This window comes from Thermomonas sp. LB-4, assembly GCF_036409385.1.
Lineage (GTDB): Bacteria > Pseudomonadota > Gammaproteobacteria > Xanthomonadales > Xanthomonadaceae > Thermomonas.
In genome coordinates, this window is the sequence record NZ_JAXOFT010000009.1 from 52,685 (window position 1) to 66,870 (window position 14,186).

Annotated in this window: 10 protein-coding genes and 1 pseudogene; 5 read left to right on the forward strand and 6 right to left on the reverse strand. The window is 67.7% G+C overall.

Annotated features, from left to right (window positions below):
• Positions 1-71 precede the first annotated feature (71 nt).
• Both ftsZ and lpxC read left to right on the forward strand, forming a co-directional pair.
• A complete protein-coding gene (gene ftsZ / locus SPK54_RS08220) occupies positions 72-1,325 on the forward strand; it encodes a cell division protein FtsZ (RefSeq protein ID WP_330947437.1) in 1,254 nt (417 codons plus the stop codon).
• A 317-nt stretch (positions 1,326-1,642) separates the two neighbouring features.
• The gene (lpxC, locus tag SPK54_RS08225) at positions 1,643-2,557 is read left to right on the forward strand and encodes a UDP-3-O-acyl-N-acetylglucosamine deacetylase (RefSeq protein ID WP_330947438.1); all 915 of its coding nucleotides are present in this window, start codon (positions 1,643-1,645) and stop codon (positions 2,555-2,557) included.
• An 81-nt stretch (positions 2,558-2,638) separates the two neighbouring features.
• Here lpxC and SPK54_RS08230 read toward each other — a convergent pair whose 3' ends face one another.
• Positions 2,639-3,151, reverse strand: a complete 513-nt coding sequence (locus SPK54_RS08230) for a DciA family protein (protein ID WP_330947478.1) — start codon at positions 3,149-3,151, stop codon at positions 2,639-2,641.
• A 4-nt stretch (positions 3,152-3,155) separates the two neighbouring features.
• Between SPK54_RS08230 and SPK54_RS08235 the strand changes: the two genes are divergently transcribed.
• The 3 genes and pseudogenes from SPK54_RS08235 to mutT all read left to right on the forward strand — a co-directional run.
• On the forward strand, positions 3,156-4,097 hold the full coding sequence (locus tag SPK54_RS08235; protein WP_330947439.1) for a peptidoglycan DD-metalloendopeptidase family protein: 942 nt from the start codon (positions 3,156-3,158) through the stop codon (positions 4,095-4,097).
• Positions 4,098-4,240: 143 nt separating this feature from the next.
• Positions 4,241-6,958 carry a preprotein translocase subunit SecA gene (gene secA, locus SPK54_RS08240; RefSeq protein WP_330947440.1) on the forward strand — a complete coding sequence of 906 codons (2,718 nt, stop codon included), beginning with the start codon at positions 4,241-4,243 and terminating at the stop codon, positions 6,956-6,958.
• A gap of 263 nt (positions 6,959-7,221) precedes the next feature.
• A pseudogene (mutT, locus tag SPK54_RS08245) lies at positions 7,222-7,587 on the forward strand (8-oxo-dGTP diphosphatase MutT); the annotation flags it as partial.
• A gap of 167 nt (positions 7,588-7,754) precedes the next feature.
• Here mutT and coaE read toward each other — a convergent pair.
• The 5 genes from coaE to SPK54_RS08270 all read right to left on the reverse strand — a co-directional run bounded on the left by coaE (position 7,755) and on the right by SPK54_RS08270 (position 13,896).
• Positions 7,755-8,372 (reverse strand): dephospho-CoA kinase, encoded by a 618-nt coding sequence (gene coaE / locus SPK54_RS08250; protein ID WP_330947441.1) that lies wholly within the window; start codon positions 8,370-8,372, stop codon positions 7,755-7,757.
• A gap of 353 nt (positions 8,373-8,725) precedes the next feature.
• The gene (locus tag SPK54_RS08255; RefSeq protein ID WP_330947442.1) at positions 8,726-9,589 is read right to left on the reverse strand and encodes an A24 family peptidase; all 864 of its coding nucleotides are present in this window, start codon (positions 9,587-9,589) and stop codon (positions 8,726-8,728) included.
• An 18-nt stretch (positions 9,590-9,607) separates the two neighbouring features.
• Positions 9,608-10,765, reverse strand: a complete 1,158-nt coding sequence (locus SPK54_RS08260; RefSeq protein WP_330947479.1) for a type II secretion system F family protein — start codon at positions 10,763-10,765, stop codon at positions 9,608-9,610.
• A 122-nt stretch (positions 10,766-10,887) separates the two neighbouring features.
• A complete protein-coding gene (pilB, locus tag SPK54_RS08265; RefSeq protein WP_330947443.1) occupies positions 10,888-12,612 on the reverse strand; it encodes a type IV-A pilus assembly ATPase PilB in 1,725 nt (574 codons plus the stop codon).
• 105 nt (positions 12,613-12,717) lie between these two features.
• Positions 12,718-13,896, reverse strand: coding sequence for an ATP-binding protein (locus SPK54_RS08270; protein WP_330947444.1), 1,179 nt, complete (start codon positions 13,894-13,896; stop codon positions 12,718-12,720).
• Positions 13,897-14,186 lie beyond the last annotated feature (290 nt).

Below are 14,186 nucleotides of genomic sequence, written 5' to 3' on the forward strand. Positions count from 1 at the left end.
CAACCCAATAACAAGCCGGCGAGGGCGGGGTTCCACCCCTCCGATCCCGGCCACAACGACAGGACACGGACATGGCACATTTCGAACTGATCCAGCAGGTGGCACCCAACGCGGTCATCAAGGTCTTCGGCGTCGGCGGCGGCGGCGGCAACGCGGTCGCGCACATGGTCAACAGCAGCGTCGAGGGCGTGGAGTTCATCACCGCCAACACCGACTCGCAGGCGATCAAGAACTGCGGCGCGTCGCAGCAGCTCACCCTCGGCGGAAACGTCACCAAGGGCCTGGGCGCCGGCGCCAATCCGGAAGTCGGCCGCCAGGCCGCGCTGGAGGACCGCGAGGCGATCATCGAGGCCCTGCAGGGCGCCGACATGGTGTTCATCACCGCCGGCATGGGCGGCGGCACCGGCACCGGCGCCGCGCCGGTGGTGGCGCAGCTGGCCAAGGAGATGGGCATCCTGACCGTAGCCGTGGTCACCAAACCCTTCCCGTTCGAGGGCCGTCGCCGCATGCAGGTGGCCGCCAAGGGCATCGAGGAGTTGAGCCAGCACTGCGATTCGCTGATCACCATCCCGAACGAGAAGCTGATCACCGTGCTGGGCCGCAACGCCACCATGATCCAGGCCTTCCGCGCCGCCAACGACGTGCTGCTGGGCGCGGTGCAGGGCATCGCCGATCTGATCGTGCGCCCGGGCCTGATCAACGTCGACTTCGCCGACGTCCGCACCGTCATGAGCGAGATGGGCCTTGCGATGATGGGCAGCGGCAGCGCCCGCGGCGACGACCGCGCGCAGGCCGCGGCCGAGGCCGCCATCCAGAACCCGCTGCTGGACGACGTCAACCTGTCCGGCGCCAACGGCATCCTGGTCAACATCACCGCCGGCCCGGACTTCACCATGGCCGAGTTCGACGAAGTCGGCCGCACGGTGGAGCAGTTCGCCGCCGAGGACGCCACCGTGGTCATCGGCACCGTGCTCGATCCGGACATGCAGGACGAAGTGCGCGTCACCGTGGTGGCCACCGGCCTCAGCCGCGCCACCGTGGGCCTGCGCCAGTCGCCCGGCAACGACCGTCGCGACGTCCGCTTCGAGACCGCGCAGGAACCGCCGCGCCGCCCGCCGGTGGAGCTGGTGCGCACCCAGGTCAAGCGCGACGGCACCACCGGGCTGCCGATCGACGCGATCGCCGACGGCTTCACCCCGGGCGCACCGGTCGGTTTCGCCGGCAGCCTGCGCCGCAACGCCGCCGAGGCCGCCCCGGTCGCCGCCGAGCTGCCGAAGGACGACTACCTCGACATCCCGGCGTTCCTGCGCCGCCAGGCCGACTGAGGCCAGCGTGCCGGCGATCCGCTGCGGAACGCCCGGCTGACGCTGCAGCGCCTCCCGTTTCCCTCGTGGGGACGGGAGGATGGAAAGGGCCTGCGTTGTCCGGCGCGACCCTTTTCCGCCCCCTGTCGCCGCAGCCGCGGCAGCAGGGGCGTGGTACCCCTGTCGAATCGCGTCCCGGGTCGTCCGCCCGGCGCGCCTTCCGGCCGGCCGGCGCAAGCCGGCTGGCCTCTTTCCCCGACCGGCGCTGCCGTCGTTGTCGGGATGGGGCCGTGGCTTTTTCCGGATTGATTCAGCAAGTCCCGTGATAATCTGAACCGATGCTCCGCCAACGCACCCTCAAGAACGTGATCCGCGCCACCGGCGTGGGTCTGCATGGCGGGGAGAAGGTCTTCCTGACCCTGCGGCCGGCGCCGGTCGATACCGGCATCGTGTTCCGCCGCATCGACCTGGAGCCGGTGGTGGAGATGCCTGCCGCCGCGGCGCTGGTCACCGAAACCACCCTGTGCACCGGGCTGAGCCGCGACGGCGCCAAGGTGCAGACGGTCGAACACCTGATGTCGGCGCTGGCCGGCCTGGGCATCGACAACGCCTATGTCGAGCTGAGCGCGCCGGAAGTGCCGATCATGGACGGCTCCGCCGGACCGTTCGTGTTCCTGCTGGAGTCGGCCGGCATCGTCGAACAGCACGCGGCCAAGCGGCTGATCCGCATCCTCAAGTCGGTGGAAGTGCGCGATGGCGACAAGATCGCGCGTTTCGACCCGCACGACGGCTTCCGTCTGGGTTTCACGGTGAAGTTCGACCATCCCGCGATCCCCGACACGCTGTCTCGGGTGGAGGTGGACTTCTCCACCAGCGCCTATATCAAGGAAGTCAGCCGCGCCCGTACCTTCGGCTTCATGCGCGACCTCGAGTACATGCGCGACCGCAACCTCGGTCTCGGCGGCTCGATGGACAACGCCATCGTCCTCGACGATTTCCGCGTCCTGAACGAGGACGGCCTGCGCTACGCGGACGAATTCGTCCGCCACAAGATCCTGGACGCGATCGGCGACCTGTACCTGGCCGGCCACGCCATCCTCGGCGCCTACGAGGGCTACAAGTCCGGGCATGCGCTGAACAACAAGCTGGTGCGCGCGCTGCTGGCGGATGCCGAAGCGTGGGAAGAAGTCAGCTTCGCGGAGGCGGGCCAGGCTCCCCAGCTGGGTTACGGGATCGCATTGCCGGCGGTCTGATCCTGGGCAGAAACCGTGACCATGATCACGGAATCCGCCGCTCCAACATCGATTTCTTAACAAAACCGGGGGCCGGCGCGGCTAGGATGCGCCCTCGGCTGGTTCGGCGGGGGGCCTCGGTGCCCGCCTCGTCCCTGCCTTGCGGTCGTCCGCGGCATGTTCCGACGCCTCCGGCCGCAGCATCGCCAAGGCCGCCTCCAGTCCTGCACGGGCGGCGGCCGACATCGGAGCATGGCGTGCGGCGGCCGGCGGTAGCGGCCGCAGCGGTGCGGTGGTCGTCCTGACACCCACGTCGTTCACTTCGAGCCCGATGGAGCGGGCGGCGTCGATCAGCGCGGGCGCGGCAAGCCGCAACCTGGCATGCCATACCGGCGAGTCGACGACGAACACCAGCTTGTCCCCGCGGACGTTGGCCAGGCGCGCATGCGCCCCCAGCCCCGCCGGCAGGTGGGGCCGCAGCAACCGGTCCATCGCGTCGAGCCACTGGGCCCGGCGCAGGGTGCCACCGGCCGAACCGGCGAGCAGCGCGTCCAGCGCCGCGCGCGGGCTGGCGGCGGCACGGCCCCCGTCGGGGTTGGATCGAGAACCAGGCATACGGATGATCGAAATCAGCAACCTACACGATACCCGCCAGCGCGCCATCGCGCAGGCCCAGCAGTTGCGCCGGTGGGCGCGCCGCAGGCCGTGGGCGGCGCTGGCGCTGTTGCTCGGTGCTGGCATGCTGTGCGGGGCAGCCGCGCGCAGCGCCATCGGGATGGCCCAGGTGGAGGCGCTGCAGACGGCGGATGCCGAACGCCGGGCGGAGTTGGACAGGGTACGCCGCGACGCGCAACGCGATGTCAACGCGCTGGCCGCGCGGCTGGCCGAACTGCAGGCGCAGGCGAACCGCCTGAACGCGCTGGGGACCCGCCTGACCCGCGCCGGCCAGCTGCAGGACGGCGAATTCGACTTCGAGAAGCCGGTCGGGCAAGGCGGCGGCGGGATCACCCGCGACATGCCGCCGGCCGAGCTGCGCGCACGCCTCGCGGCGCTGGAAGGGGAGTACCGGCTTGCGGGCACCCAGCTGTCGGTGCTGGAAACCCTGCTGTTCAACCGCGCGCTGGACCGCAGCACCACGCCCTCGCGCGAGCCGATCGCCGGCAGCTTCGTGACTTCGGGCTTCGGCGGCCGCGCCGACCCGTTCGGCGGCGGCAGCCAGTTCCACAAGGGCATCGACTTCCAGGCCAGCATCGGCGACCCGGTGCTGGCGGTGGCTGACGGCGTGGTCAGCTATGCCGGCACCCGCAGCGGCTACGGCAACACGGTCGAAATCGACCACGGCAACGGCTACGTCACCCGCTATGCGCACAATTCCCGCCTGGTCCGCCAGGTCGGCGACCTGGTGCGCGCGGGGCAGGAGATCGCCAAGGCCGGTTCCAGCGGCCGCTCCACCGGCGCGCACGTGCACTTCGAACTGTGGCAGGACGGCGTGGTGGTCAATCCCCGCAAGTTCCTGGGCCACAACAACGCGCTGGCGCGCCACGGCCCCGGCCGCGGCTGACATCGGGCAAGGGGCTTGCGCACGCCGCCGGCCGCCTCCAGCTAAACTAGCCGATTCCCGAACGGGCAGTCCTGCCCGCTTCCGGGTATTCCGTTGCTTTCCCGATGCCGCGCCGCCGGCGCGCATCCCGCCAGGGACACCCCATGTTCAACAGTTTGCTCACCAGCATTTTCGGCAGCCGCAACGAGCGCCTGCTCAAGCAGTACGGCGCCAACGTCAGGAAGATCAACGCGCTGGAGCCGCAGATGCAGGCGCTCTCCGACGAGGCGCTGAAGGCGAAGACCGACGAGTTCAAGGGCCGCATCGCCAAGGGTGAGTCGCTGGACAAGCTGTTGCCGGAAGCCTTCGCGGTCTGCCGCGAAGCCTCGGTGCGCGTGTTCGGCATGCGCCATTTCGACGTCCAGCTGATCGGCGGCATGGTCCTGCACGGCGGCAAGATCGCGGAAATGCGCACCGGCGAGGGCAAGACCCTGACCGCGACCGCCGCGGTCTACCTCAATGCCCTCGAGGGCAAGGGCGTGCACGTGGTGACCGTCAACGACTACCTGGCCCGCCGCGACGCCGCCCAGATGGGCAAGCTCTACAACTGGCTGGGGCTGAGCGTCGGCGTGGTCTACCCGGGCATGCCGCACTCCGACAAGGGCGCGGCCTACGGCTGCGACATCACCTACGGCACCAACAACGAATTCGGCTTCGACTACCTGCGCGACAACATGGCGCTGGCCAAGGAAGACCGCTTCCAGCGCGGCCTCAATTTCGCCATCGTCGACGAAGTGGACTCGATCCTGATCGACGAAGCGCGCACCCCGCTGATCATCTCCGGCCCCGCCGACGAATCGCCCGAGCTGTACCTGCGGGTCAACGCGGTGGTGCCGTCGCTGCAGCGGCAGGAAACCGAGGACGGCGAAGGCGACTACTGGGTCGACGAGAAGCAGAAGCAGGTGCACATGTCCGAAGCCGGGCAGGAGCACGCCGAGCAGCTGCTGCGCCAGGCCGGCATCCTCGATGCCGACGAGAGCCTGTACGCCGCGCAGAACATCCACGTGGTCCACCACCTCAACGCGGCGATGCGCGCGCACGCGATCTACCAGCGCGACGTGGACTACATCGTCCGCGACGGCGAGGTGATCATCGTCGACGAATTCACCGGCCGCACCCTGCCGGGCCGGCGCTGGTCCGACGGCCTGCACCAGGCGGTGGAGGCGAAGGAGGGCGTGCCGGTGCAGCGCGAGAACCAGACCCTGGCGTCGGTGACGTTCCAGAACCTGTTCCGCATGTACAAGAAGCTGTCGGGCATGACCGGCACCGCGGACACCGAGGCCTTCGAGTTCCAGAACATCTACGGGCTGGAAGTGGTGGTGATCCCCACCCACCGCCCGATGATCCGCAAGGACCACCCGGACCTGGTGTTCCTCAACCGCGCCGGCAAGTACCGCGCGGTGGCCAACGAGATCAAGGAGTGCGTGGCCAAGGGCCAGCCGGTGCTGGTCGGCACCACCTCCATCGAGGTATCCGAGCTGCTCAGCGAGAACCTGCGCGAGGCCGGCATCCAGCACGAGGTGCTCAACGCCAAGCAGCACGAGCGCGAGGCGCACATCGTCGCCAATGCCGGCGCCCCGGGTGCGGTGACCATCGCCACCAACATGGCCGGCCGCGGCACCGACATCGTGCTGGGCGGTTCGCTGGAAGCCGAGCTGGCCGCGCTGGGCGAGGACGCTCCGCAGGCGGAGAAGGACCGCATCAAGGCCGAATGGCAGGTGCGCCACGACGCGGTCAAGGCCGCCGGCGGCCTGCACATCATCGGCACCGAGCGCCACGAGTCGCGCCGCATCGACAACCAGCTGCGCGGCCGCTCCGGCCGCCAGGGCGACCCGGGTTCGTCGCGCTTCTACCTGTCGTTGGAAGACAACCTGATGCGCATCTTCGCCGCCGACTGGGTGCAGAAGGTGATGGCGCGGATGGGCCTGAAGGAAGACGACATCATCGAGTCGGCGCTGGTGACCAAGCAGATCGCCAACGCGCAGCGCAAGGTCGAGGCCCACAACTTCGACATCCGCAAGAACCTGCTGGACTTCGACGACGTCAACAACGACCAGCGCAAGGTCATCTACGGCCAGCGCAACGAGCTGCTGGAAGCCGAGAGCGTCAAGGACAACATCGACGGCATCCGCTACGACGTGGTGGCCGAGCTGGTCCAGCGCCACGTGCCGGCCGATTCGATCGACGAACAGTGGGACCTGCCGGGCCTGGAAGCGGCGCTGGCGGCCGAATTCGGCATCCAGATGGACCTGGTCGGCCTGCACAAGGCGGAAGCCGAGCTGGACGCCTCGCAGATCCAGGACCGCGTGCAGGAGGCGGTGGACGCGCTGTTCGCCGGCAAGGAGGCGCAGGTTGGCGCCGAAACCATGCGCATGCTGGAGAAGCACGTGATGCTGAACGTGCTGGACCAGAGCTGGAAGGAACACCTGGCCCGCATGGACTACCTGCGCCAGGGCATCCACCTGCGCGGCTATGCGCAGAAGCAGCCCAAGCAGGAGTACAAGAAGGAAGCCTTCGAGCTGTTCTCGGAGTTGCTGGAAAAGGTCAAGCACGAAGTGGTCACGCTGCTTGCCCGCGTGCGCATCCGCACCGAAGAGGAAGTGGCCGCGGCGGAAGCGCAGGAGCGCGCGCGCGCCGAGGCGGTGGCCCGGCAGATGCAGTTCCAGCACCCCGGCTCGGGCGGCATGGGCGCGGACGAGGAAGCGGCGCAGGTGCAGGCGGCGCGTGCGCAGCAGGCAGCGTTCGCCGACATCGGCCGCAACGATCCGTGCCCCTGCGGCAGCGGCAAGAAGTTCAAGCACTGCCACGGGCAGCTCAGCTGACGGCAGGCTTCCCGGATGGAGGCAGCAGGCGCAGGACCGCACCGCAGGGGCGCAAACCCTTTCGCGGTAACGTGCAAAGAGCAATCGCGCCCTTTCAGTGCGCTCCTACAAGATGGCTGCATCGCATCGATGTCTGCGGGCGCATCTCCTGTAGGAGCGCACCGCAGGGGCGCGAACGCTTTCGCGAAATCACGTCAAACGCGTCGCGCCCTTGCAGTGCGCTCCCACGCGGCGCATCCGTGATCGTGGCGCGTTCCGGATCGATGAAACACGTCCACGTCGTCGCCGGCGTGCTGCGCGATGCGCGCGGCCGCATCCTGCTGGCGCGCCGCACCGAGGGGCGCGATCTGGCAGGCCTGTGGGAATTCCCGGGCGGCAAGGTCGAGCCCGGGGAGTCGCCCGAAGATGCGCTGGTGCGCGAACTGCGCGAGGAGCTGGGCATTTCGGCCGCGGTCGGGGCTTCCGTCATCCGCGTGCAGATGGCGTATCCCGACAAACAGCTGCTGTTGGATGTGCGCGAGGTTGCCTTCAGCGGCCACCCGCGCGGCCTGGAAGGGCAGGCGCTGGCCTGGGTGCCGTTGCACAAGCTGGCGGACTACCCGATGCCGCCGGCGGACGTGCCGGTGGTGGAGGAACTGCTGCGGCGGCAATGAGCCTGGCCGTCGCCAGGAAATCCATGCCTTCGCGCCGCCACCGCTCCCGCTCGGCCATTCCCCGCCGCCGCGCAGGAGCGCACCGCAGGGGCGCGAACGCTTTCGCGAAATCGTGTCAAACGCGTCGCGCCCTTTCAGTGCTCCTACGGGGCGTTGGCGGCCTGCGTCCGGTACAAGCGGTCCAGCGCGGCCACCTGCGCATCCAGCGCCTCCAGCGCGCCGTCGTTGACCAGCACGTCGTCGGCAATCGCCAGCCGCTGCTGGCGGGTGGCCTGCGCGTCGATCATCGCCCGCGCCAGCGCCTCGTCGATGCCGTCGCGGCGCAGCAGCCGCGCCATCTGCACGGGCACGGGCGCATCCACCACCAGCACGCGGTCCAGCCATGGATAGGCGCTCCGGCCGCCGCCCTCGGCCAGCAGTGGGATCGACGCGACCGCATACGCGCCAGGCGCGGCGCGGCAGGCCTTGGTCAGAGCCGCGCGCACGCGCGGGTGGACGATGGCTTCCAGCCGCTTGCGCGCCTCCGGATCCGCGAATACCTGCCGACGCATGGCCGCCCGGTCCAACTGTCCTTCCGGCCCCAGCACCGTCGGGCCGAAGGCAGAGACCACTTCGGCCAGGCCATCGCTCCCCGCCGCCAGCGCATCGCGCGCGGCGGCATCGGCGTCGGCCACGGCCACGCCCAGCGCCCGGAAGCAGGCTTCGACAGCGCTCTTGCCGGCGGCCACGCCGCCCGTCAGGCCGATGATGTAATCGCTCATCGGCGCATTATGTGGTCACTGCGGCCAATGGCGTTCGGTCGCCAAGGCCCGGGGCGGGAAAACCGGCCTTACCGCGCAGACGGGAATCGGTTGCGCTGTTGCAACGCAACCGCACGGGTCTGATCCGTCCCTCCCGTGCAGACGGGAATCGCCTGCGCTGTCGCAACGCAACCGCAGGGATCTGATCCGTCACTCCCGTGCGGACGGGAATCGCCTGCGCTGTCGCAACCGCAGGGATCTGATCCGTCATTCCCGCGCAGGCGGAAATCGCTCTTCCGCAATGTGGCGCCACCAATCGTAAGAAAGAGCGATCCCCGCCTACGCGGGGATGACGGCCGACGAGCCGAGGACCGCTAGGCCAGCCCTGTGAAACGCAGGTACGCGTCCACCAGCTGTTGTCCCCACATGAAGCTGATCCAGCCGGCTACCGCCAGATACGGGCCGAACGGGATCGGCGTGGCCTTGTCGCGGCCTTTTACCGCCAGCCAGATCGAGCCGACGATGGCGCCCACCAGCGACGAAATCATGATGGTCGGCAGGATGCCGGACAGCCCCGTCCATGCGCCCAGCGCGGCCAGCAGCTTGAAATCGCCGTGGCCCATGCCCTCCTTGCCGGTGAGCTGCTTGAACACCCAGTACACCGACCACAGGCTCAGGTAGCCGGCCATCGCGCCAAGCAGCGCGGGCTTGGCCGATATGTAAAGGTTGTCGCTGGCGGCAACCAAACCCAACCACATGAGCGGCAGGGTCAGCTGGTCAGGCAGCAGGCGGGTGCGGAAATCGATGCCCGACAGGGCGACCAGGTAACCGGTCAGCACCATCGCGCCGAAGCCCTTCCAGCCAAATCCGAAGCGCCAGGCGCACACCAGGAACAGAAGCGCCGTGACCAGTTCCACCAGCGGGTACTGGATCGAAATGGGCGCCTTGCAGCCGCGGCACTTGCCGCCTTGCAGCACCCAGCTCAGCACCGGGATGTTCTCGTGCCAGGACAGCGGCTTCTTGCACTTCGGGCAGTGCGAGCCCTCCACCACGATGCCCGGCGGCGGCGGGTCGTAGATGTCGGGCTCTTCCAGGATCTCGCGGGCGTCGCGCTTCCACTGCCATTCCAGCCGCGGCGGCAGGCGCAGGATCACCACGTTGAGGAAACTGCCGACCAGCAGGCCCAGGCCGGCCGCGGCGGGGTAGCCGAGGCCGGGGTGTGCGTCGAGAAATGCCATCTGGAAGCTGCGTCCTGCTTACATCACCGTCATGGCGATCTTGAAGATCGGCAGGTACATGGCCACCACGATGGAGCCCACCAGGCCGCCGATGATCACCATCACCATCGGCTCGATCAGGCTGCTCAGGGCATCGACGGTGTTGCTGACCTCTTCCTCGTAGAACTCCGCCACCTTCAGCAGCATGGTATCCAGCGCGCCGGCCTCCTCGCCGATGGCGGTCATCTGCACCACCATGTGCGGGAACAGGTTGACCTGCTTCATCGCCACGTTGACCGGGTAGCCCACGGCCACATCGTCTTTGATCTTCATCACGGCATCGTGGTAGACCATGCTGCCGGTGGCGCCGGCCACGTTGTCCAGCGCCTCCACCAGCGGCACGCCGGCGCGGAAGGTCAGCGCCAGGGTGCGGGCGAAGCGGGCGATCGCCGATTCGTGCAGCACTTTGCCGATCACCGGGATCTTCAGCATCATCCGGTCAACGGTGTGCTGCAGCTTCTGCGAACGCTTGTATGTGTAGATGAAGAAGCCGATCGCCGCGGCGAGGACGATGCCGATCAGCCAGAACCACTTCACCACGATGTCGGAGATGCCGAACACCAGGTTGGTGAACGCGGGCAGGTCGGCGCCGAAGCTGGAGAAGGTCTCGCGGAAGATCGGCACCACGTAGATCATCAGCACGGCGCTGATCAGGATCGCCACCGCGATGACCGCGGCCGGGTAGAACAGCGCCTTCTTGATCTTGCCCTTGATGCTCTCGATGTTTTCCTTGTAGGTGGCGATGGTCTCCAGCACGGTTTCCAGCACGCCGGAGGATTCGCCGGCGCGCACCAGGTTGCGGTACAGCTCGTCGAACTGCACCGGGAACTGGCTCATCGCTTCGTAGATGGAGGCGCCGCCCTCGATGTCGCCGCGCAGGGTGTTGACCATCTTCTTCATGGCCGGATTCTTGTTGCCGCCGCCAATGATCTCCAGCGCCTGCACGATGGGCACGCCGGACTTCATCATGGTGGCGATCTGGCGGCTGAACACCGCGATATCGCGCGGCGAGATCTTCTTGGCCCCGCCGCCGAACAGCGGCTTCGGCTTCGCCTTGACCACGGTCGGGGTGATGCCCTGGCGGCGCAGCTCCGCGCGCAGCAGGTTGGCGGTGCGCGCCAGCTGCTCGCCCTTCATCACCTTGCCGCGCTTGTCGCGGCCCTGCCAGACGAATTCCTCCAGCGCGTTCAGCCGGTGGGCCTCGGCTTTCTCGCGGGCCTTGCCGATGGCGGCTCTGCGTGCGGACATGGGGCTCCCCTTCAATCCTTGGTGACGCGGTTGATTTCGACGAGGCTGGTGATCCCCTGTTTCACCTTGTCCAGCGCCGAGCGCCGCAGATCGCGGACGCCGCTGCGCTGGGAAGCCTCGGTCAGCTGCTGGACATTACCACCAGCCAGCACGATCTGCTGGATTTCCTCGGTCATCGGCATCACCTGGTAGATGCCGGCGCGGCCCTTGTAGCCGCCGGTGCAGTCCTCGCAGCCCACCGCCTCGTAGACGGTGATGCCGGCGTGGATCTCGTCGGCGGTGAAGCCTTCGGCCAGCAGGGCGTGTTCCGGCAGGTGCACCGCGCGCTTGCAGTCGTGCAGGCGGCGCACCAGGCGCTGGGCGATGACCAGGTTCACCGAGCTGGTGATGTTGTAGGGCGCGATGCCCATGTTCATCAGGCGGGCGATGGTCTGCGGCGCGTCATTGGTGTGCAGGGTGGACAGCACCATGTGGCCGGTCTGGGCCGCCTTCACCGCGATCTCCGCGGTTTCCAGGTCGCGGATTTCGCCCACCATGATCACGTCCGGGTCCTGGCGCAGGAAGCTGCGCAGGGCGGCGGCGAAGGTCATGCCGCGCTTGGCGTTCTGCTGCACCTGGTTGACGCCCGGCAGGCGGATTTCCACCGGGTCCTCCACCGTGCTGATGTTGCGGGTCTCGTCGTTCAGGATGCCCAGCGCGGTGTACAGGCTCACGGTCTTGCCGGAGCCGGTGGGGCCGGTGACCAGCACCATGCCGTAGGGCTTGTGGATGTTGTCCAGGAACAGCTTCTGCTGGTCCGGCTCGTAACCCAGTTTCTCGATGCCCATCTTGGCGGCGCTGCCGTCCAGGATGCGCAGCACGATCTTCTCGCCGAACAGGGTGGGCAGCGTGCTGACGCGGAAGTCGATCTGCTTGGTCTTGCTGATGTTGAGCTTGATGCGGCCGTCCTGCGGGATGCGCTTCTCGGCGATGTCCAGCTGGGCCATCACCTTCAGGCGCGCCGCGATGCGCGCGTGCAGCTTCACCGGCACCTTCTTGAACGTCTTCAGGATGCCGTCGATGCGGAAGCGCACCCGGTAGTCCGTCTCGTAAGGCTCGAAGTGGATGTCCGAGGCGCCGCGGCGGATCGCGTCCACCAGCGCCTTGTTGACGAACTTGACGACCGGGGTGTCCTCGCCCTTGGCGTCCACGCCGGTGTCGTTGCTCAGGTCGTCGTCAGCCCCGCTCACCTCCAGCCCGTCCAGGCCGTCCGCATCGGCCAGGTCGTCGGCCATCGCGTCGGCGGCTTCCAGCCACTGGTCCAGGCTGCGCTTGATCCGGTCGGCGTCGACCAGGATCGGCTCCACGGTTAAGTTGGTCTGGAACTTGATGTCTTCCAGCGCCCGGTTGTTGGTGGGGTCGGAAGTGCCGACAAACAGCCGGTTGCCGCGCTTGAACAGCGGCAGCACCTGGTGCTTGCGCAGCAGCTCTTCCTTGACCAGGGCAATCGCCGACTGGGCCGGATCGATGGCCAGCGCGTCCACCAGCGGCATGCCGAACTCGATGGAATTGGCGGCGGCCAGCGCGCCCGGCGACACCAGCCGGCGGTCGGCCAGATAGGAGGCCAGCGGCATCTTCTCGGCGGTGGCGCCGTCCATGGCCTTGCGGGCCACGGCCTCGTCCAGGGCGCCATCCAGCACCAGGCGCCGGGCGATCCCGGTGATTCCCATCAGATTGGCGGCGGGTGCAGTGCTCATCGGTCGGGCGATCTCCACGGGAACGGTGCGACTTTAGCGTATACGCAAAACAAGGCCCAACGCGGCACCAGCCGACGTCTTGCGCAGCCGCAAATGCGCGGGGTGTCAGCTCGTGTCCGCGCTGCTCACCGCCGCCTGCAGGTTGCGCCAGCCGATCACGCGCACGCCGCTGCGCTCATAGGCGTCGTCGCCGCCGTACACCAGCCACGGCGGCAGGGCTTCCGCACCGGCAAAACGCGCGGCCTTCTGCGCGGCGCGGATGTAGTCGGGCGTCACAGTGGCGCCGGACTTGATTTCCACCGGCTGCAGTCGGCCACTGGTTTCGAACAGCAGGTCTGCTTCGAGTCCGTTGTTGTCGCGCCAGAAATACAGATCCGTCGGCAACCCCTGATTCAGGCGGGCCTTCATGAATTCGCCCACGACCAGCGTTTCGAACAGCGCGCCGCGCAGCGGGTGCAGGCCCAGGGTAGCCGCATCGCGGATGCCCAGCAGCCAGCACGCAAGTCCGGTATCGACGAAATGCAGCTTGGGCGACTTCACCAGGCGCTTGCCGAAGTTGCGGTGGTAGGGCGGCAGCAAGAACACAATGTCACTGGCTTCCAGCACCGACAGCCAGGCGCGCGCGGTATGGTTGGAGATGCCCGTTTCACCCGCCAGCGCGCTGATGTTGAGCAGCTGCCCGGTGCGCGCGGCGCACAGGCGCAGGAAACGCTGGAACGCGGAGAGATCCTGCACGTTGAGCACCTGCCGCACGTCGCGCTCCACATAGGTCGCGACATATGAGGCAAACCAGTCCGCAGGCCGCAACGGCTGCGCATGCAGCGCGGGATACATGCCCAGCAGGAGCAGCGCATCCAGAGGGCGCTGGGCCGTCTGCGCAGCCGGCAATTCCGCCAGCGACAGCGGCAGCAGCCGGGTCATGCCCACCCGACCAGCCAGCGATTGGGTGACGCCGGACAACAGCCCGAACTGCTGGGATCCGGTCAGCACGAACCGCCCCGGCACCCGATCCGCGTCCACCATGCCCTGCAGATACGAGAACAGATCCGGCCAGCGTTGCGCCTCATCGAACACCGCCCCGTGCGCGAAGCGCGCCAGGAAGCCGCGCGGATCCTCGCTGGCGAAAGCACGTTCCTGCGGGTCTTCCAGGCTGACGTACGGCTTGTCGGCAAACAGCTGCCGCGCCAGCGTAGTCTTGCCTGACTGGCGCGGCCCGGTCATGGCCACCACCGGGAAGCCTTGGGCCAGGCGCTGCAGGGTTGGGGTCAGGGCACGGGGGAGCATGCTGAAATCATACAATACAAAGAAAAAATCTCCGAAATGTATGAGTTTGTCGAGAACGGTGACGACAACGGGGTCAGGTTCAGTTTCATCAGACGGCCGAAACCGTACTGGCCGATGGGGGCCTGATATTCGCGAACTGGGGGGACATATCCGTTGTTGGTATCGGACTTCTGCCGCTTGGCGGCTCAGGAAGTGAACCTGATCCCGTTCCTGACCCGTTCCAAATATGTCTTGCTTCAAGGACACATTTTGATGTATCAGGTAAATTGTCTCGATTAAAGGACATGATC

Excerpts from the sequence above, each read along its gene's own strand:
- SPK54_RS08235 (WP_330947439.1), top strand. The coding sequence starts at position 3,156 with ATGATCGAAATCAGCAACCTACACGATACCCGCCAGCGCGCCATCGCG.
- pilB (WP_330947443.1), bottom strand. The coding sequence starts at position 12,612 with ATGAGCACTGCACCCGCCGCCAATCTGATGGGAATCACCGGGATCGCC.
- SPK54_RS08270 (WP_330947444.1), bottom strand. The coding sequence starts at position 13,896 with ATGCTCCCCCGTGCCCTGACCCCAACCCTGCAGCGCCTGGCCCAAGGC.
- SPK54_RS08260 (WP_330947479.1), bottom strand. The coding sequence starts at position 10,765 with ATGAAGGGCGAGCAGCTGGCGCGCACCGCCAACCTGCTGCGCGCGGAG.
- coaE (WP_330947441.1), bottom strand. The coding sequence starts at position 8,372 with ATGAGCGATTACATCATCGGCCTGACGGGCGGCGTGGCCGCCGGCAAG.
- secA (WP_330947440.1), top strand. The coding sequence starts at position 4,241 with ATGTTCAACAGTTTGCTCACCAGCATTTTCGGCAGCCGCAACGAGCGC.
- lpxC (WP_330947438.1), top strand. The coding sequence starts at position 1,643 with ATGCTCCGCCAACGCACCCTCAAGAACGTGATCCGCGCCACCGGCGTG.
- SPK54_RS08230 (WP_330947478.1), bottom strand. The coding sequence starts at position 3,151 with ATGCCTGGTTCTCGATCCAACCCCGACGGGGGCCGTGCCGCCGCCAGC.
- ftsZ (WP_330947437.1), top strand. The coding sequence starts at position 72 with ATGGCACATTTCGAACTGATCCAGCAGGTGGCACCCAACGCGGTCATC.
- SPK54_RS08255 (WP_330947442.1), bottom strand. The coding sequence starts at position 9,589 with ATGGCATTTCTCGACGCACACCCCGGCCTCGGCTACCCCGCCGCGGCC.